Consider the following 18,321-nt stretch of genomic DNA (forward strand, 5'->3'; position numbering starts at 1 on the left):
AATGGGAAACAAAGTTAACAAACCGGCAAAATTAAAGATCCGTAAAGGTGACCTGGTAAAAGTAATTGCTGGCGATTCTAAAGGACAACAAGGTAAAGTACAAGAAGTACTTGTATCTCAAAACAGAGTGGTAGTAGAAGGTGTAAACCTTGTATCTAAGCACACTAAGCCAAGCGCTGCTAGCCCAAATGGCGGTATAATTAAAAAAGAGGCTGCTCTTCATATTTCAAACGTTCAGTTGGTTGATCCAAAATCTGGTAAAACTACTCGTGTTGGCCGTAAATTAAACGCCGACGGGAAATTAGTTAGAGTTGCTAAAATTTCAGGGGAGGAAATTAAATAATGGCATACGTACCAAGATTAAAAAGCAAATATAAAGAGGAAATTGTAGGAGCTTTGAAAGAAAAGTTCAACTACAAAACTGTGATGCAGGTTCCTAAGTTGCAGAAAATTTCTATCAACCAAGGTGTTGGTCGTTACTCTGTAGCTGACAAAAAGATCATCGATAGCTCTATCCTTGAATTGTCTACCATTACTGGTCAGCAAGCGGTTAGTGCTAAGTCTAAAAAAGATATCTCAAACTTCAAATTACGTAAAGGTATGCCAGTTGGTGTACGTGTAACTTTGCGTGACAACAACATGTATGAGTTCTTAGACAGATTGATCTCAGTAGCTTTGCCTCGTATCCGTGATTTCAAAGGGATCAACGATAAAGGATTTGATGGAAAAGGTAACTACACTTTAGGTGTTACTGAGCAAATCATTTTCCCAGAGATCAACATCGACAAAATCAACAAGATTTTAGGTATGGACATTACTTTCGTAACTTCTGCCGGTAGCGATGTTGAAGCGTTGGAACTTTTAAAACAGTTTGGATTACCATTTAAAAATCAAAAAGCAGAACAATAATGGCAAAAGAAGGAGTAAAAGCTCGCGAAGTTAAACGCCAGAAAATGGTAGCTAAATATGCTGAGAAACGTGCAGCATTGAAAGCAGCCGGCGATTTCGCAGCATTAGATAAATTACCTAAAAACTCTTCGGCTGTGCGTTTACACAACCGTTGCAAGTTAACTGGCCGTCCTCGTGGTTACATGCGTACCTTCGGTATTTCAAGGGTAACTTTCCGTGAAATGGCTTTAGAAGGTAAGATACCGGGAGTTAGAAAAGCTAGCTGGTAATTATTTAAGTGATATAAGTTTTTGAGTTATAAGTTGTAAGTTGTATTTTTGCAGCCCTTACAGCTTATGGCTCATTAGCGTATTGCGAAAAAAACAGAATATTAACCGATAATAGGTCCAGAAGTCAGGTGACGCGTACGGAAACCATTATCACAATTCAATAAGAATGAATACAGATCCAATAGCGGATTATCTTACAAGATTAAGAAATGCTATCAAAGCAAATCACAGAATCGTAGAAATTCCCGCTTCTAACCTAAAAAAAGAAATCACTAAAGTTCTTTTCGACAAAGGTTACATTGCAAACTACAAGTTTGAAGACACTACTGCTCAAGGAGTAATCAAAATTGCGTTGAAATACAATGCAATCTCTAAAATCCCTGCTATCCGTACGTTAACCCGTATCAGCAAGCCAGGTTTGAGACAGTATGCAGGCGTTGAAAACATGCCAAGAGTATTAAATGGTTTAGGTATCGCAATCTTATCTACTTCTAAAGGTGTAATGACCGATAAAGAAGCAGCCAAATTGAACATTGGTGGTGAGGTATTGTGTCATGTTTATTAATAGGAGGATAACGCAATGTCAAGAATAGGAAAAGCCCCAATTAGCATCCCTGCTGGAGTAACCGTTACCGTTGATAACAACAATTTAGTAACCGTAAAAGGTCCTAAAGGTGAGTTAACCCAGTTAGTAGATCAAGATATCACTATCTCACAAGAAGAAGGTGTTTTAACCGTACAACGTCCAACAGATCAAAAAAGACACAGAGCCCTACACGGTTTGTATCGCTCATTGATCAACAACATGGTGGTAGGTGTAACACAAGGTTATAAATTAGAGCAAGAATTAGTAGGTGTTGGTTACCGTGCTTCAAATCAAGGTCAAACCTTAGATTTAGTATTAGGTTATTCTCACCACTACGTGTTCCAATTACCTCAAGAAATTAAAGTAACGACCACATCAGAAAAAGGTCAAACTCCTAAAATTATTTTAGAGAGCATCGACAAACAATTGATCGGTCAAGTAGCAGCGAAAATCCGTTCGTTACGTGCTCCAGAGCCTTACAAAGGTAAAGGTATCAAGTTTGTAGGTGAAGTGTTAAGAAGAAAAGCAGGTAAATCAGCTTCTAAAAAATAATTAAAATGGCAGGAAAAAAATTATCACGCAGAGAGCGTATTAAAAAAGGTATCAGAAAAAGACTTACTGGATCTGAAAACCGTCCACGTTTATCAGTTTATAGAAGCAATAAAGGTATTTATGCTCAAATCATTAACGATGAAACTGGTAAAACTATAGTTGCAGCATCATCTTTATCTAAAGATTTCAATGCTTCAGGAAACAAATCTGAGCAATCAGTTGCAGTAGGCAAATTAGTTGCCGAAAAAGCAATTGCAGCTGGTGTTAAAGAAGTTGTTTTCGACAGAAATGGTTACCTATACCATGGTCGTGTAAAATCGTTGGCAGAAGGCGCCCGCGAAGCTGGTCTAGTATTTTAATCATTAAATAAGATATAATGTCAACTATCAATATAAAAAGAGTTAAAACTAGCGAGATTGAATTAAAAGATCGCTTAGTGAGCATCCAACGTGTTGCTAAAGTAACCAAAGGTGGTCGTACTTTCAGCTTTTCAGCTATCGTAGTTGTAGGTGATGAAAACGGCGTTGTAGGTTACGGATTAGGCAAAGCTAAAGAGGTAACTGAAGCTATCGCAAAAGGTGTAGACGATGCAAAAAAGAACTTGGTAAAAGTTCCTATTTTGAACGGTACTGTACCTCACGAGCAAATCGGTAAATACTCTGGTGGTTTTGTATTAATTAAGCCTGCTGCTGTAGGTACTGGAGTAATTGCTGGTGGTGCGATGCGTGCCGTACTAGAAAGTGCTGGTATCCACAACGTATTGGCAAAATCAAAAGGTTCATCAAATCCTCACAACGTGGTAAAAGCTACAGTTGATGCATTAACTAAAATGCGTGATGCTTACACCGTAGCACAAAACCGTGGTGTTGATTTAAACAAAGTTTTTAACGGATAAGAACATGGCGAAAATTAAAATCACTCAGGTAAAAAGCGTTATCGACAGAAGCGAGCGCCAAAAAAGAACCATGAAAGCTTTAGGTTTGAATAAATTAAACCAAAGTGTTGAGGTTGAGGCTAATGCTGCAATCATCGGCATGGTTAGAAAAGTTAATCACTTAGTAGCTATCGAAGCTATATAATATTATTATCGGAATTTGCTTAAGATTGATATCTTAGGCAAATTTTTTTGTTTAATCGTTGTTTCCTGATTAGTGAAAGCGAAGGGGCAACACAATAAGTTTCAAAAATGAACTTAAGTAATCTAAAACCTGCAAAAGGTTCTGTAAAAACTAGTAAAAGAATAGGTCGTGGTCAAGGTTCTGGTCGTGGCGGTACATCAACTCGTGGTCACAAAGGAGCTGGTTCACGTTCAGGTCACTCAACTAAGGTTGGTTTCGAAGGTGGTCAAATGCCTTTACAACGTCGTGTGCCTAAAGTTGGTTTCAAACCAATTAACCGTACCGAATACGTAGGTGTAAACTTAGACGTATTACAAGGATTAGCAGAAAAATTTAGCTTAACAACCATAAATTTTGCTACATTGCAGGAGCATGGTTTAGCTTCTAAAAATGACTTGGTAAAAATTTTAGGTCGTGGTGAAGTTAAAGCTAAATTGGAAGTTACAGCTCACGCTTTTTCTGCAAGTGCACAAAAAGCTATCGAAGCTGCTGGAGGCTCAATCGTAAAACTATAAAATGAAGAAGCTACTTACTACTTTAAGTAATATTTGGAAAATCGAAGAATTAAAAGGGCGTATTTTATTTACGCTGATGATTCTTGTAATCTATAGACTTGTTTGTCAAGTGGTATTGCCAGGTGTTGATCCTGCGCAATTATCAAATGAACAAAAATCAGGGCTATTAGGTTTATTAGATATGTTCGCTGGGGGTGCATTCTCTAAAGCGTCAATCGTTGCGTTAGGGGTAATGCCTTATATCTCTGCCTCAATTGTGGTGCAGTTATTAGGAATTGCAGTACCTACGTTCCAAAAAATGCAGAAAGAGGGTGAAAGCGGACGTAAAAAATTAACGCAGTATACTCGTTACCTAACGGTGGCTATTACTATTGTACAAGCAGTTGGTTACGTGAAAACACAAATTACCCCAGAGGCAATTGTGATCGATCATACCATATTCTATTTCTTGTCGGCGGTAGTGCTTACAGCAGGTACTTTATTTGTGATGTGGTTAGGCGAAAAAATTACTGATAAAGGTATCGGTAATGGTACGTCTTTAATCATCATGGTAGGTATCATCGCTCGTTTGCCTGTTGCAATCAGCCAAGAAATCAGCTCTGTATTTGCAGGTAATGACGGCGGTTTAATTAGATTGGTATTGGAGATTGTAGCTTTGTATGCAATCATCATGTTCACAATCCTAATTGTACAAGGTGTTCGTAAAGTGCCTGTACAATATGCTAAGCGTATTGTAGGTAACAAACAAGTAGGTGGCGTTAGACAATACATTCCGTTGAAGGTAAATGCAGCTGGTGTAATGCCAATCATCTTTGCGCAGGCTTTGATGTTTGTTCCAAGCGCATTAATCGGACTATTCCCTAATTTGCAGGAAAGTTGGTTACACCAATATTCGGATATTACTTCGTTAACTTATAGTTTAACGTTTGCGTTTTTAATTATTGCATTCACATTCTTCTATACAGCAATTACCGTTAACCCAACTCAAATGTCTGACGACATGAAGAAAAATGGTGGCTTCATTCCAGGGGTAAAACCAGGATTGGCTACATCATCTTTCATTGATGAGGTAATTTCTAAGATCACTTTCCCAGGATCGTTGTTCTTAGCAGCTATCGCTATTCTTCCGTCACTTGCCGTTAAAGTTGGTATTCAACAAGAGTTTGCCCATTTCTTTGGCGGTACTTCATTGTTGATTTTGGTAGGGGTAGTATTAGATACTTTGCAACAAATTGAAAGCTATTTATTAATGCGTCACTACGATGGTTTAATGAAAACAGGAAGAGTAACCGGACGTTCGGGAGTTCCAACTGTAACAAGTACCAGCGGAGCGGCATTATAAGCAAGCGACGATAAGATTGCATGTCTAAGATCCATTACAAATCTCAAGAAGAAATTGAGCTAATTAGGGAAAGTTCACTACTGGTTTCGAAAACCCTTGCCGAAGTGGCCAAGGTAATCAAACCAGGAATTACAACCATATCATTAGATAAGCTGGCATACGAGTTCATCAAAGATCACGGAGCTGTGCCAGCTTTTCTTAATTACGGTGGTTTCCCTAATTCTCTTTGCATTTCTCCAAACGAACAAGTCGTTCATGGCTTTCCTAACGATTATGTCATCCAAGAGGGTGATTTGATATCGGTAGATTGCGGCGTAATCAAGAACAACTATTTCGGCGACTCAGCCTACACTTTCTCTATTGGCGAAATCAATGAGGACCGTAAGAAACTGGTAAAGGTTACTCAAGAATGTTTAGCCTTTGCAATTGAAAAAGCGGTGGTAGGTATGCGTATAGGCGATATCGCCCATGCTGTACAAGCCCATGCCGAAGCTAACGGTTTTGGAGTGGTAAGAGAATTGGTAGGACATGGGGTTGGCGTTCAGCTTCACGAAAAACCAGAAGTTCCCAACTACGGTAAACGCGGCAGCGGAATGAAACTGGAAGAAGGAATGGTGTTAGCCATTGAACCCATGATCAACGCCGGAACAGCAGCAGTTAAATTCTGGTCAGATGGTTGGACGGTAACAACAAAAGACAATAAGCCATCGGCACATTTTGAACACACTGTTGCAATTAAAAAGGGTAAAGCAGACGTTTTAAGCACTTTTTCGGTAATAGAAGAAGTTTTAAAAGAAAAAAGTTAAAAATTTCAAAAAAAATATTTAATTTTGCAACCCTGTTTAGTGGACAGCTAATTAAGTAAAAATCAATAGAATATGGCTAAACAAGCCTCAATTGAGCAAGACGGAGTAATAAAAGAAGCATTATCGAATGCAATGTTCAGGGTAGAACTTGAAAATGGACATGAGATTATTGCACATATATCAGGTAAAATGAGGATGCACTACATCAAAATTTTACCTGGAGACAAAGTAAAATTGGAGATGTCACCTTATGATTTAACAAAAGGTAGAATTACCTATAGATACAAATAAAATGAAACCATCACAAGCAACCGTCTTCGATTTTAAAACTGCTTGTGAGAGCTTCATTACTAAAGAGAGAAATAAATAAAGCAATGAAAGTTAGGTCATCAATTAAAAAACGTAGTGCTGATTGTAAGGTTATTCGTCGCAATGGCAAACTTTACGTAATCAACAAGAAAAACCCTAAGTTTAAACAACGTCAAGGTTAATTAAAAACATTTGGATCGATCCCGTACAACGGTGGCCCGCCGTTCGGTCGTTCATTAAAAACAATTTACAAATATGGCAAGGATATCAGGTATTGATTTACCAAGAAACAAGAGAGGCGAGATCGGACTAACTTACATCTATGGTGTAGGTAGATCAACTGCTCAAGACATTTTGACCCAAGCAGGGATCGATTTCAACAAAAAAGTACAAGATTGGTCAGACGATGAATTGTCTGCAATCCGTACCATCATCAACGACCAAATCAAAGTAGAAGGTGCTTTGCGTTCAGAAGTTCAATTAAACATCAAACGTTTAATGGATATCGGTTGCTACAGAGGTCTTCGTCACAGAAAAGGTTTGCCAGTTCGTGGTCAACGTACTAAAAACAACTCTCGTACCCGTAAAGGAAAGAGAAAAACAGTTGCTAACAAGAAAAAAGCATCTAAATAATAATTAGATTACAGATTTACGGTAGGGGATTACTGAGTTAGTTCAAGTTCGTAAGTCAAATCGTTAAAAAATAACATGGCTAAAAGTAAAAAAGTTACCAAAAAACGTCTTGTTGTGATTGAGCCAGTTGGCCAAGCGCACATCAATGCTACGTTCAACAACATCATCGTTACTTTAACAAATAACAACGGTCAAACCATTTCATGGTCTTCAGCTGGTAAAATGGGCTTCAAAGGTTCTAAAAAGAACACCCCTTATGCTGCTGGTCAAGCTGCATCTGATTGCGGTAAAGTAGCTCATGATTTAGGCTTACGTAAAGTTGAGGTTTTTGTTAAAGGTCCTGGTTCAGGTCGTGAATCTGCAATCAGAACTTTACAAGTAGCAGGGATCGAAGTTTTGTCTATCAAAGACATCACTCCACTTCCTCACAACGGATGTCGTCCTCCTAAGAAAAGAAGAGTTTAATCAATTAATTTTTAAAGCTAAGAGTCTGCAGCTACAGGTTGCATGATACTTTAAAATCAAAAACAAATGGCAAGATATACCGGACCAAAGTCCAAAATCGCCCGTAAGTTCAGAGAGCCAATTTTTGGCCCTGACAAAGCATTAGAAAGAAAAAACTATCCTCCAGGGCAACACGGTGCCTCAAAAAGAAGAGGAAAGCAGTCTGAGTACGCAGTACAGTTAATGGAAAAGCAAAAAGTAAAATACACTTACGGTGTGTTAGAAAAGCAATTCCGTAACTTGTTTACTAAAGCTTCTTCACGTCAAGGTATCACTGGTGATAACTTGTTACAATTGTTAGAAGCACGTTTAGACAATACAGTATACAGATTAGGTATTGCTCCTAGCCGTTCAGGTGCTCGTCAGTTGGTTAGCCACAAGCACATTACTGTAAACGGTGAGTTAGTAAATATCCCATCATATCAATTAAAAGCTGGTGATGTAATTGCAGTAAGAGAGAAATCAAAATCTCTAGAAGCAATCTCAAATTCAGTAGCTGGCAGAGCAATCAACAAGCACTCTTGGTTAGATTGGAACGCTAAAGAATTATCAGGTAAATTCTTATCATACCCTAACCGCGATGAGATCCCTGAAAACATTAAGGAAAACCTTATTGTAGAGTTGTACTCTAAGTAATAGATTTGGTTAAAGCCCTAATGGGCTTTAACCGTTTTTACGTTATACAACATTAATAAACGATCTAAAAACATTAATAAATGGCAATTTTAGCATTTCAGAAGCCAGATAAGGTAATCATGCAGAAATCAACCGATTTCGATGGTCAATTTGAATTTCGTCCTTTAGAGCCCGGTTTCGGTGTAACAATTGGTAACGCCCTAAGAAGAATTTTACTTTCTTCTTTGGAAGGCTATGCTATTACCAGCATTCGTTTTTCAGGCGTTTCTCATGAGTTTTCTACTATCAAAGGTGTAGTTGAAGATTTAACAGAGATCATCCTTAACTTGAAACAAGTTCGCTTTAAGAAAACAGGTGAATCTGGTGATTCTGAGAAAATCTTTATCATAGTAAATGGTCAAGAACAATTCCTAGCGGGAGATATTACCAAGTTTTCAAACAATTTCGAGGTGTTAAACCCTGAGATGGTGGTTTGTAACATGGAGAAAAACGTTACTTTGGAAGTTGAATTAACAGTAAACAAAGGACGTGGTTATGTACCAGCAGAGGAGAATAAAGTTTCTGATAGTGTAGTTGGTGTGATCGCAATCGACTCGATTTTCACCCCAATGAAAAATGTAAAATACACGATTGAAAACTATCGTGTTGAACAAAAAACTGACTATGAGAAATTGATTTTAGATATTTCTACAGATGGTTCTATCCATCCTGAAGAAGCTTTGAAAGAGGCGGCTAAAATTTTGATCCAACACTTCATGTTGTTCTCTGATGAGAACTTGGTATTGGAATCTCAAGCTAAAGAAGAAACTAAGGAAGTTGACGAGGAAATCTTACACATGCGTAAAATCCTTAAAACGGAATTAGTAGATCTAGATCTTTCAGTACGTGCATTAAACTGCTTAAAAGCAGCTGATATTCGTACTTTGGCTGATTTAGTATCTTACGATGTTGCTGACATGTTAAAATTCAGAAACTTCGGTAAGAAGTCATTAACTGAAATCCAAGAATTGGTAAAATCTAAACAATTATCGTTTGGAATGAACCTTTCTAAATTCAAGTTAGACGAAGAATAATTCAGTTTTCAGTAAGCAATTTTCAGTTTGGAAATTGAATATTGGAGCTTGAAGAATTAATAATTAATTCACTGTGTGTAATTCCCTCAGATTAAGTTCAAAGAGACGGTACACACTTTATAAACAAAAAAATGAGACACGGTAAAAAACACAATCACTTAGGAAGAACTACTTCGCACAGAAAAGCGATGTTGGCTAATATGGCTTCTTCTTTGATCACTCACAAAAGAATCACTACTACACTAGCTAAAGCTAAAGCTTTACGTGTTTATGTAGAGCCAATCATCACTAAATCTAAAAACGATACTACTCACTCACGTCGTACAGTATTTGCTTACTTAAAAGACAAAGAAGTAGTAACAGAGTTGTTCCGTGACGTTGCAGCTAAAGTTGCTAACCGTCCAGGTGGTTATACTCGTATCATCAAGTTAAACAACCGTTTAGGTGATAACGCTGAGATGGCGCTAATCGAATTGGTAGATTACAACGAAGTATACGGAAAAGATACAGCTGCTGCTGAGAAGAAAACTACTCGTAGAGGAAGAACAAAAGCTAAAAAAGCTGATGCTCCTGCTGCAGAAGTTAAAGAAGAAGCAGCTCCAGTTGCTGAAGTTAAGGAAGAAGTTGCTGAAGCCCCTGCGGCAGAAGAAGCTGCTCCTGAAGCACCAGCTGCTGATGATGCAGAAGAGCAAAAAGCGTAGTCTAACTAACTTATTATGCTTAAACCCTTTAGGTAATCCTAAAGGGTTTTTTGTTTTTTAAAATCCGAAGGATTTTAAAATTTATAATAAGCATAGTCTACGATATACGACTCCTACAGAGTAGTATCTATATTAATTGTAGCTCTATATTGATCTGACCTCTTCGAGGTCTACTAAAAGCTAAAGTTGCATTCAAATACCACGAAAAGTACGAGTTATTATTGTTTCTTTTTAAATTGCAGATGTTCCAGTCTTTTACCTAATAGTGTTTTCTCGCCAACAACCTCAAAGCCCAATTTTAAGTACAATCTTTTAGCATTTGGATTATCCTGATCTACTAATAAACCAAGTGTTTCATTTCTTTTGTTAACGTATTCATCAATTAGAAATTGAAATATTTTAGACCCAATGCCTTTGCCTTGCTGGTTTGGATTTACTCCAACACAATCAATGTAATATTCTCCCGCTTGAGTTTCATCTTCTGGATTAAACGCTCTATTGAACATTGTTTTTATTTTCCGAGCTACTGGTTCCCTTAGCTCATGTAATTTGGTGCCATCGTATACCAATGCTGCTGCTACAATTTCATTTTCAAATTCGACCAACCAACAGTTTTCATAAGAATATTGATTGTTCGTTTCTTCAATTAAGCTGTTGAGCAATTGCAAAGCCTTTTCCACGGAATTTTCACCTATAAATTGATAAGCGATTTCTTCCATCGCCAAGAAGATGTAATTGGCAATGATTTTGGACTCTTCACGTTTTGCTTTTCTGATCAACATATTGGGTTTTTAGTTTACTTATGACAAAATACTTCCAGCTTCTATTTCGTAAGGAGCTTTGCCCTGTTCGAATATTCTGGTTGGTAAGCTGCCTTCTACGGTAATTTTATCATTAATTCTTCTGATCCAATTTCCTTCTCTTAAACCAACTACTTTAATATTATTTTGGGTTAGAAATTCTAATATCCTGGTTTCTCTGGTTTCTCCGTTGTGCTTTAATTCTAGTTGCGGGTCAAGGTAGTGCGGGTTGATATTGAAAGGAACCAAACCCATACAATCGAAACTTGGAGGATATACAATAGGCATATCGTTAGTAGTCTTCATATTTAACCCGCCAATATTGGTCCCTGCGCTACATCCCAAATACGGTTTCCCATTCTCAACGCTTGCCTTTATAACATTCATTAAGTTATTTTCGTGCAATGTTTTTACCAGTAGAAAGGTGTTACCTCCACCAGTAAAGAAACCTTGAGCTTTTTCGATGGCTGTTGCTTTATCTTCAAATTCGTGGAGCCCTTTAACCTTAATGTCCAGCTCTGAAAAGAAACCAGCAGCTTTTGCAGTATAGTCCTCATGAGAAATTCCACCTGGGCGAGCAAAAGGAATAAAGATGATTTCATTTACGCCTTGATAAAGCTTAACAAGTTCTGGTTTGAGGTAGGCTAGGTAGGTTTCGCCAAATAGGGTGGAGGTAGAAGCAAGAATGATGTTCATAAGGTTTTAATTAATTCTTGTCAAATATAGTAATGCTTGGTTTAAGGTGTTTAATTGGGAGTTATAAATTAAGTAGGCCATCTCCTCTTCCTAAAAGGGAGAGACAAGAATGAGGAAAGTTTCTGATGTTAATACTGGTTATATACAGACAAATAGCACTACCAGTTCTCTCTCCTTTCCAAGTAGAGAGTTAGAGAGAGGTTTATAATAAGCCCCTTTTCCTATGACCATTTATTGTTGGTATAATCGTATTTTTGCACTTCAGTATTAATCAAGATGGATCAGCACGGAACAACCTTTGTAAATGAGATCAAAAAAGCGATAACAGAATCGGCTTTTGTAAAGTTAGCTTTGGGTAACTACAAAGGCACGGAAGAAGGATTGAAACAGCTGTACGTTAAACCTGTATTGATTAAGAACAAGCAGTTATTGGCCTTTAATTACCGCTATAAAACAAGAGATATTTTCAAAAACTTTGAGATAGAGGAAGGGTTGTCACTTATCGAAGGGTACTTAGCTGGTGATTTCAATGTGGCTACTTTATTTTCTACCCACAAGGAAATGATTTTAGAGAGAAGTGCTAAAGGAAGCTTTAGATTAAGGACCAAGCAATTGGAAGAAAAAAAGGAAGCCAACTTTTCTCATAATAAAGAAAAGAAGCGATTGATTTTGGCAAAAGACAACCTTTACCTTCATGAATTGGGACTTACCGATGAGCAAGGAACAGTGTTTAAAAATGCACAGGATAAGTACAAGCAAATTAACAAGTACATTGAAATTTTAAGCTCGTTAATTAAGGAACTCCCACAAGGTACCATTAAAAATGTGGTAGATATGGGTTCGGGTAAAGGCTACCTCACTTTTGCGCTCTACGATTATTTGCTTAACCATCAGCAAAAGGCCAATGTGGTTGGGGTGGAGTTTAGAAAAGATTTGGTGGATTTGTGCAATGAAATTGCGGTTAATGCGAAATTTGAACAGCTTTCTTTTGTAGAAGGAACCATTGAAAGTTACGATACTGAGGCCATTGACCTCTTAATTGCGCTACACGCTTGCGATACAGCTACAGATGATGCCATTTATAAAGGGATTAAGGCTAATGCTGATTTAATTGTGGTGGCTCCTTGCTGTCATAAACAAATCCGTAGGGAAATAGAGAAAGGAAAAGCACAAAACGAACTGAACTTCTTGACCAAGCATGGAATATTTTTAGAGCGTCAGGCGGAGATGGTGACCGATGGATTGCGTGCCTTAATGTTGGAATATTTTGGCTACAAAACTAAAGTGTTTGAATTTGTATCGGATGTGCATACCCCTAAAAATGTACTGGTAGTAGGGATTAAGAATAAGGATAAGGGAACAAAGAGCAAAGACGAGATACTACAGAGAATAAAAGAGACCAAAGCTTATTTCGGGATTGGCTACCATCATTTGGAGCGTTTGCTGGAAATCTAGTTGCTATTCATTATAAATCCATAATAACACAGGTTTTTTCTTTTTGATCAATAAGCGATCTATTTTCGTCATTTGGTCGTCGGCAATAACAGGACAGCCCGCACTTTGTCCAAATAGGCCATGCGGATAAATCTCATAGTTGGGCACAGGGGTGTACGAATGCAGTACGATGATTCTTTTGAATGCATTGCTGTTCGTTTTTTCCAATCCGTACATTTTATAATGGATATTGATACCCCAATTGCTGTATGACCTGTTTTTTACCTTGTATTTGCCTAACGAGGTACAGTTGCTACCTACGGTATTACTAAAAACGGGCTTGGTTGAAGTACTTCCTCCGCCCACGCCATGAGCGCATAAGCCAGCGATGATGGTTTTCTTTTGTTTGAAATCGTAAACAAATAACCTGTTTTTTCCAGAAGGAATGCTCATGTCTACCATGATGCAAACGGTAGTGTCTAGTTTGTTTTTCTTGCAAAAGGCGTAAGCTTCACTGAGTTTTTCGGCTTTGATATGGGTAGACGAAGACCAAAAGGGTAGGAGAAGCAGTAATAGGTTTAGCATGCTTAAATATAGTGATTTGTATTTTTCCAAACCTTAGGTTTTTAAACGGCGAAGCCCTCAACTTCACCATTGAATAATAATAAAATGGAATTTAAACCTACGAGGTTTTTTCTTGCAGAGAGCGTTTCGGCGTTTGCAGGGGATACCTTTCTTTGTTGTACAGACAGTTGTGCTGTAAACCTGATGGAAGCGGATATCCTTTTTGTTTTATTGTCATCCTGAACGTTAGTGAAGGATCTGTGAGCTAAGTGCTATATCAGTAGAGATCCCTCGTTCCTCGGGATGACAGCACTGGAGCGAAACAAAAAGATAGCAGCGGACAGCAGGACTATCGAATGCGATGGAATGCAGCCATTGCTTTTCTAAACCTCTTCATAGAATTGTGGACTTTTCTGCCAAGCTGTCAGGATAATTTGAGAGATCTATTTACATTTTTTCCGCTTTTTTTGACAAAATTCTGCCAAAACTCTATTGGCACATCGCTTGTTAATAAGAAATAGAACGAAAAAAATAATTAAGAAAATATATATTAAAATGGGAAAAATAATTGGTATAGACTTAGGAACTACGAACTCTTGTGTTGCGGTAATGGAGGGTAATGAGCCTGTGGTTATTGCAAACAGCGAGGGTAAACGTACTACGCCATCTATTGTTGCTTTTACGGAAAACGGCGAGCGCAAAGTAGGCGAGCCTGCAAAACGTCAGGCAATCACAAACCCAACAAAAACGATTTATTCTATCAAACGCTTTATGGGCAGCAGCTTTAATGAAGTTGACAAGGAAGTTGGAAGAGTGCCTTATAAAGTGATCAAGGGGGATAACAATACGCCTCGTGTTGAGATTGACGATAGGAAATATACACCGCAAGAAATTTCGGCAATGGTTTTACAGAAAATGAAAAAAACCGCTGAAGATTTCTTGGGTCAAGAAGTAACTGAAGCTGTAATTACCGTACCTGCTTACTTTAATGACGCACAACGTCAGGCAACTAAGGAGGCTGGTGAAATTGCAGGTTTGCAGGTAAAACGTATCATTAACGAACCTACTGCGGCGGCTTTGGCTTATGGTTTAGATAAAGCTCACAAGGACATGAAAATTGTAGTGTTTGACTGCGGTGGTGGTACACACGACGTTTCTGTGTTGGAACTTGGTGATGGTGTATTTGAAGTAAAAGCTACTGACGGTGATACTCACTTAGGTGGTGATGACTTTGACCATGTTTTGATTGAGTGGTTGGCTGATGAATTTAAAAACGAAAACGGTATGGACTTGCACAGAGATCCAATGGCGTTACAACGTTTGAAAGAAGCTGCTGAGAAAGCTAAAATCGAACTTTCTAGCACTACATCAACTGAAATTAACTTGCCTTATATCACTGCTGATGCTAGTGGCCCTAAACACTTAGTACGTACTTTAAGCCGTGCTAAATTTGAGCAGCTAGCTGGTGATTTGATCAAACGTACAATTGAACCTTGTAAATCTGCTTTGAAAAATGCTGGTTTATCGGTAGGTGATATTGACGAGATCATCTTGGTAGGTGGTTCAACCCGTATTCCTGCTATTCAGGATGCTGTAAAAGCTTTCTTTGGTAAAGAACCTTCAAAAGGTGTAAACCCTGATGAGGTGGTAGCAATTGGTGCTGCTATTCAAGGTGGTGTATTAACTGGTGATGTGAAAGATGTATTGTTATTAGACGTTACGCCATTATCATTAGGTATTGAAACCATGGGTGGTGTAATGACTAAATTAATTGAGGCTAACACAACCATTCCAACTAAGAAAACGGAAACTTTCTCTACTGCGGCTGATAACCAACCTTCTGTAGAGATCCACATTTTGCAAGGTGAGCGCCCAATGGCCACTCAAAACCGTACCATTGGTCGTTTCATGTTAGATGGAATTCCACCAGCACCTCGTGGCGTGCCTCAAATCGAAGTAGCTTTTGATATTGATGCTAACGGTATCTTACATGTAAGTGCAAAAGATAAAGCAACTGGTAAAGAGCAAAAAATCCGTATCGAAGCTTCTTCAGGCTTAACTGATGCTGAAATCCAAAAAATGAAGCAAGAAGCTGAAGCTAACGCTGAGGCAGATAAACAAGCTAAAGAAGAAGCGGATAAAATCAACGCAGCTGATGCATTGATCTTCTCTACAGAGAAACAATTGAAAGAGTTTGGCGATAAATTATCTGCGGATAAAAAAGCGCCAATTGAAGATGGTTTGAAGAAACTGAAAGATGCCCACGCTGCTCGTAACTTTGCAGAGATTGACGCTGCACAAGCTGAGTTGCAAAATGCATGGAATGCTGCTTCAGAAGAAATGTACAAAGCAGGACAGGAAGGCCAACCGCAAGAGGGTGCAGCACAAGCTGAGCCTCAGCAAGGTGGCGATACTGTAACCGATGTGGATTACGAAGAAGTAAAAGACGATGATAAGAAATAAGCATCTCTTTTAGTCGATATAGAAAGCCTCAACAATTTTTGTTGGGGCTTTTTTATTGCAGTAAAGTACCTTTCATATAAAGAACTACTTGCCAACTTCATATATTTACTATCTTTGACTGAGCCCCGATAACTTCACCATATCTTTTTATTCCTAACCTCGATGGAAAAAACCTCTCAACGACTTCAAGAGCTGATTCAGCGGTATCTCAAACAAAAAATAACTAATCAGCAACTATTTGAATTACTAGGTTACGCACAAGACCCTTTATTTGAAAGTGAAATAAAAGAAGAGCTTGCTTTATTATTTGAAAAAGCTGATCCTCAGGCATTAGCGGAAGATGAGCAAAGCGAGATTCTCAGACAGATTTTCAAAAAAAAGGACTAATAAATACTCCTTTTTTGAGTTAATCAATTCGATTGGTAATGCAAAGTCTTATTAAATTGATAAACCTTTTTTAGGTTATTGTGGACATACTTGCTCATAATTGGATATAATGAGTAAAAAAAAGTCACCATAGTAAACGACTGATTTCTTTGTCTTTATATTTTAAGTGGGTTTTGGTAATTTTCTGATGTAGGCATAGTTTTTGAATTATTTAGCTACAAACCTTGAAAAATATCTACCTATGGCAATTGAACAATTGTTAAATGATAGCGATTTGCTAAAAGAAATCGCTGGCGGAAATAAAGCTGCATTCGCAACTTTATTTAAACAGTATCATCAAAAAGTTTTTGCTTTTGGAAAAAAACTAACTCGCTGTGAAGAGCTGTCTAAAGAGCTAGTACAAGAGATTTTTTTTAAACTTTGGTTAAAACGAGAAATTTTTTTAACAATAGATAACTTCGATGCCTATCTAAGCCAGGTCGTACGTAATCATTGCTTTAATATTCTTCGAAGAATTGCTCAGCAAGAAAGATACAAGCAGGAATTGATTTGTTCAACCAAAAACTATGAAAATAGTACTTTGCAGGATTTGTACTATAAAGATGTTAGGAGTTTACTTAACCATTCCCTCGTAAAATTATCCCCTAACCAGAGAAGGGCCTATGTGCTTTGTCATCAAGAAGGCTTAACCTATAAGGAAGCCGCAGAAAAGATGAACATTTCTCCTCATACTTTGCACGAGTATATCAAGCTAGCACTTCGGAAAATTAGATTTCAGCTCAATCCGCACCACAATTAAAAATATTTCTTCCTGATCCCCCCCTCTCATATAGGGCTTTGTGTCTTAATATAACGGAGCTAAGTGATTTATCCTCTCCTAAAATAAAAGGATGAGAGCGATCTGCCTTTAATTAAAGAATAAAAATAGGCTATTGCCTACCGTAATATTGATTAGGGAAAACTAACAAATAACTATGAAATGAAAAAACAACTATCCTTTTTTCTCGTATTCTCATGCGCCGTTTTAACTGTTTCTGCTCAGCAGCGAATAGGCGACGCATCTACTGGCAGCAAATTACCAAACAAAGATGCGATCCTTGAACTGGAAAGCAAAAACAAAGCTTTGTTAGTAAGTAGAATTGCGTTAAGCTCAACTACTGTGGCAACACCATTATCTGTACATACTGCAGGTATGATTGCCTACAACACCGCTACCATTAATGATGTAGTACCTGGCATTTACTATAATGATGGTACTAAATGGTTACTGGTTGGCAAAGGAGAAACCACTAATATCAAGTATGACCCTGTTACAAATATCATCTCTTATATAGATGGTAGTGGAAATGCCGTAACCATAGACATCGCAGGGATTGTAAGAGGCTCGCAAACAGTAACCAAGGTGGTTGCCGAGGTGCTTAACGGAAAAAATACGGGCAAGTACACCTACTATAACGAAAAGGATATTGATAAGAATGGAAATATTGTAGGTCCTGGCACGGTGATTAACGTGGTGGGTGATGTGCAGAACAACTTCCAGGACATTGTGAACAATACCGAGGTGAAAAACATCTTCGAGACGATTGTGAAGAACACTGGCGGCAACGTGAGCTACAATGCCACGACCAACAGCTTTACCTATGTTGACGGTACAGGCACTTCCCAGACGATCAACATCACCGATATGGTGAAGGGCAACGAGACGGTGACCAAGGTGGTTGCCGAGGTAGTTAATGGGAAAAACACGGGCAAGTACACCTATTATAACGAGAAGGATATTGACAAGGACGGCAACATTACCGGTCCGGGTACGGTGATCAACGTGGTTGGCGATGTGCAGAACAACTTCCAGGACATTGTGAACAATACCGAAGTGAAAAACATCTTCGAGACGATTGTGAAGAACACCGGCGGCAACGTGAGCTACGATGCGACCAACAAAAACTTTACCTATGTTGACGGCAACGGTGTTACCCAGACGATCAACATCACCGATATGGTGAAGGGCAACGAGACGGTGACCA

The 18,321-nt window shown here is 38.3% G+C and carries 26 protein-coding genes; 23 read left to right on the forward strand and 3 right to left on the reverse strand.

The window, feature by feature from the left end; all coding sequences use genetic code 11:
• The first annotated feature begins 1 nt into the window (after window position 1).
• The 18 genes from rplX to rplQ all read left to right on the forward strand — a co-directional run bounded on the left by rplX (window position 2) and on the right by rplQ (window position 9,953).
• Window positions 2-343: a 50S ribosomal protein L24 gene (gene rplX, locus DUT70_RS20860; protein ID WP_113649312.1), complete on the forward strand. Its 342-nt coding sequence runs from the start codon at window positions 2-4 to the stop codon at window positions 341-343.
• Window positions 343-909, forward strand: coding sequence for a 50S ribosomal protein L5 (gene rplE / locus DUT70_RS20865; protein WP_113649313.1), 567 nt, complete (start codon window positions 343-345; stop codon window positions 907-909). Before rplX ends, rplE begins: the two co-directional genes overlap by 1 nt.
• Window positions 909-1,178, forward strand: coding sequence for a 30S ribosomal protein S14 (rpsN, locus tag DUT70_RS20870; RefSeq protein ID WP_113649314.1), 270 nt, complete (start codon window positions 909-911; stop codon window positions 1,176-1,178). Before rplE ends, rpsN begins: the two co-directional genes overlap by 1 nt.
• 166 nt (window positions 1,179-1,344) lie before the next feature.
• A complete protein-coding gene (rpsH, locus tag DUT70_RS20875; RefSeq protein ID WP_097132828.1) occupies window positions 1,345-1,743 on the forward strand; it encodes a 30S ribosomal protein S8 in 399 nt (132 codons plus the stop codon).
• A 15-nt stretch (window positions 1,744-1,758) separates the two neighbouring features.
• Entirely contained in the window at window positions 1,759-2,316 is a 558-nt protein-coding gene (gene rplF, locus DUT70_RS20880; protein WP_113649315.1) for a 50S ribosomal protein L6, read from the forward strand.
• A 5-nt stretch (window positions 2,317-2,321) separates the two neighbouring features.
• Window positions 2,322-2,675 carry a 50S ribosomal protein L18 gene (gene rplR / locus DUT70_RS20885; RefSeq protein WP_113649316.1) on the forward strand — a complete coding sequence of 118 codons (354 nt, stop codon included), beginning with the start codon at window positions 2,322-2,324 and terminating at the stop codon, window positions 2,673-2,675.
• Between the two features lie 17 nt (window positions 2,676-2,692).
• A complete protein-coding gene (gene rpsE, locus DUT70_RS20890; RefSeq protein ID WP_113649317.1) occupies window positions 2,693-3,211 on the forward strand; it encodes a 30S ribosomal protein S5 in 519 nt (172 codons plus the stop codon).
• A gap of 4 nt (window positions 3,212-3,215) precedes the next feature.
• Entirely contained in the window at window positions 3,216-3,395 is a 180-nt protein-coding gene (gene rpmD / locus DUT70_RS20895) for a 50S ribosomal protein L30 (protein WP_113638051.1), read from the forward strand.
• Window positions 3,396-3,502: 107 nt separating this feature from the next.
• Entirely contained in the window at window positions 3,503-3,949 is a 447-nt protein-coding gene (gene rplO / locus DUT70_RS20900; protein ID WP_113649318.1) for a 50S ribosomal protein L15, read from the forward strand.
• Window position 3,950: 1 nt separating this feature from the next.
• A complete protein-coding gene (gene secY, locus DUT70_RS20905) occupies window positions 3,951-5,291 on the forward strand; it encodes a preprotein translocase subunit SecY (RefSeq protein WP_113649319.1) in 1,341 nt (446 codons plus the stop codon).
• Window positions 5,292-5,311: 20 nt separating this feature from the next.
• Entirely contained in the window at window positions 5,312-6,097 is a 786-nt protein-coding gene (map, locus tag DUT70_RS20910) for a type I methionyl aminopeptidase (RefSeq protein ID WP_113649320.1), read from the forward strand.
• Between the two features lie 72 nt (window positions 6,098-6,169).
• Window positions 6,170-6,388, forward strand: coding sequence for a translation initiation factor IF-1 (infA, locus tag DUT70_RS20915; RefSeq protein WP_079643278.1), 219 nt, complete (start codon window positions 6,170-6,172; stop codon window positions 6,386-6,388).
• 83 nt (window positions 6,389-6,471) lie between these two features.
• Window positions 6,472-6,588, forward strand: coding sequence for a type B 50S ribosomal protein L36 (ykgO, locus tag DUT70_RS20920; protein WP_113649321.1), 117 nt, complete (start codon window positions 6,472-6,474; stop codon window positions 6,586-6,588).
• Window positions 6,589-6,661: 73 nt separating this feature from the next.
• Window positions 6,662-7,039, forward strand: a complete 378-nt coding sequence (rpsM, locus tag DUT70_RS20925; RefSeq protein WP_113649322.1) for a 30S ribosomal protein S13 — start codon at window positions 6,662-6,664, stop codon at window positions 7,037-7,039.
• Window positions 7,040-7,114: 75 nt separating this feature from the next.
• Window positions 7,115-7,504, forward strand: a complete 390-nt coding sequence (gene rpsK / locus DUT70_RS20930; RefSeq protein ID WP_113649323.1) for a 30S ribosomal protein S11 — start codon at window positions 7,115-7,117, stop codon at window positions 7,502-7,504.
• Between the two features lie 66 nt (window positions 7,505-7,570).
• The gene (gene rpsD / locus DUT70_RS20935; protein WP_113649324.1) at window positions 7,571-8,179 is read left to right on the forward strand and encodes a 30S ribosomal protein S4; all 609 of its coding nucleotides are present in this window, start codon (window positions 7,571-7,573) and stop codon (window positions 8,177-8,179) included.
• An 80-nt stretch (window positions 8,180-8,259) separates the two neighbouring features.
• Entirely contained in the window at window positions 8,260-9,252 is a 993-nt protein-coding gene (locus DUT70_RS20940; RefSeq protein WP_113649325.1) for a DNA-directed RNA polymerase subunit alpha, read from the forward strand.
• A 131-nt stretch (window positions 9,253-9,383) separates the two neighbouring features.
• The gene (gene rplQ, locus DUT70_RS20945; RefSeq protein WP_113649326.1) at window positions 9,384-9,953 is read left to right on the forward strand and encodes a 50S ribosomal protein L17; all 570 of its coding nucleotides are present in this window, start codon (window positions 9,384-9,386) and stop codon (window positions 9,951-9,953) included.
• 218 nt (window positions 9,954-10,171) lie between these two features.
• On the opposite strand, the gene DUT70_RS20950 is transcribed toward rplQ, so the two are convergent.
• Both DUT70_RS20950 and pepE read right to left on the reverse strand, forming a co-directional pair.
• Entirely contained in the window at window positions 10,172-10,735 is a 564-nt protein-coding gene (locus DUT70_RS20950) for a GNAT family N-acetyltransferase (protein ID WP_113649327.1), read from the reverse strand.
• Window positions 10,736-10,753: 18 nt separating this feature from the next.
• Window positions 10,754-11,449: a dipeptidase PepE gene (gene pepE, locus DUT70_RS20955; protein WP_113649328.1), complete on the reverse strand. Its 696-nt coding sequence runs from the start codon at window positions 11,447-11,449 to the stop codon at window positions 10,754-10,756.
• 276 nt (window positions 11,450-11,725) lie between these two features.
• On the opposite strand from pepE, the gene DUT70_RS20960 reads away from it, so the two are divergent.
• Window positions 11,726-12,904 carry a class I SAM-dependent methyltransferase gene (locus DUT70_RS20960; RefSeq protein WP_113649329.1) on the forward strand — a complete coding sequence of 393 codons (1,179 nt, stop codon included), beginning with the start codon at window positions 11,726-11,728 and terminating at the stop codon, window positions 12,902-12,904.
• Between the two features lie 3 nt (window positions 12,905-12,907).
• Here the strand turns inward: DUT70_RS20960 and DUT70_RS20965 are convergent, their stop codons facing one another.
• Window positions 12,908-13,468: a murein L,D-transpeptidase catalytic domain-containing protein gene (locus tag DUT70_RS20965; protein ID WP_113649330.1), complete on the reverse strand. Its 561-nt coding sequence runs from the start codon at window positions 13,466-13,468 to the stop codon at window positions 12,908-12,910.
• Between the two features lie 534 nt (window positions 13,469-14,002).
• Between DUT70_RS20965 and dnaK the strand changes: the two genes are divergently transcribed.
• The 4 genes from dnaK to DUT70_RS20985 all read left to right on the forward strand — a co-directional run.
• Window positions 14,003-15,910 carry a molecular chaperone DnaK gene (gene dnaK / locus DUT70_RS20970; protein WP_113649331.1) on the forward strand — a complete coding sequence of 636 codons (1,908 nt, stop codon included), beginning with the start codon at window positions 14,003-14,005 and terminating at the stop codon, window positions 15,908-15,910.
• Between the two features lie 162 nt (window positions 15,911-16,072).
• Window positions 16,073-16,297: a hypothetical protein gene (locus DUT70_RS20975; protein ID WP_113649332.1), complete on the forward strand. Its 225-nt coding sequence runs from the start codon at window positions 16,073-16,075 to the stop codon at window positions 16,295-16,297.
• A 202-nt stretch (window positions 16,298-16,499) separates the two neighbouring features.
• On the forward strand, window positions 16,500-17,096 hold the full coding sequence (locus DUT70_RS20980; RefSeq protein WP_128353417.1) for an RNA polymerase sigma factor: 597 nt from the start codon (window positions 16,500-16,502) through the stop codon (window positions 17,094-17,096).
• Between the two features lie 180 nt (window positions 17,097-17,276).
• A partial coding sequence (locus DUT70_RS20985) for a hypothetical protein (protein WP_205529857.1) occupies window positions 17,277-18,321 on the forward strand: 1,045 nt, incomplete at its 3' end.

Source organism: Pedobacter chitinilyticus (assembly GCF_003313385.1).
Lineage (GTDB): Bacteria > Bacteroidota > Bacteroidia > Sphingobacteriales > Sphingobacteriaceae > Pedobacter > Pedobacter chitinilyticus.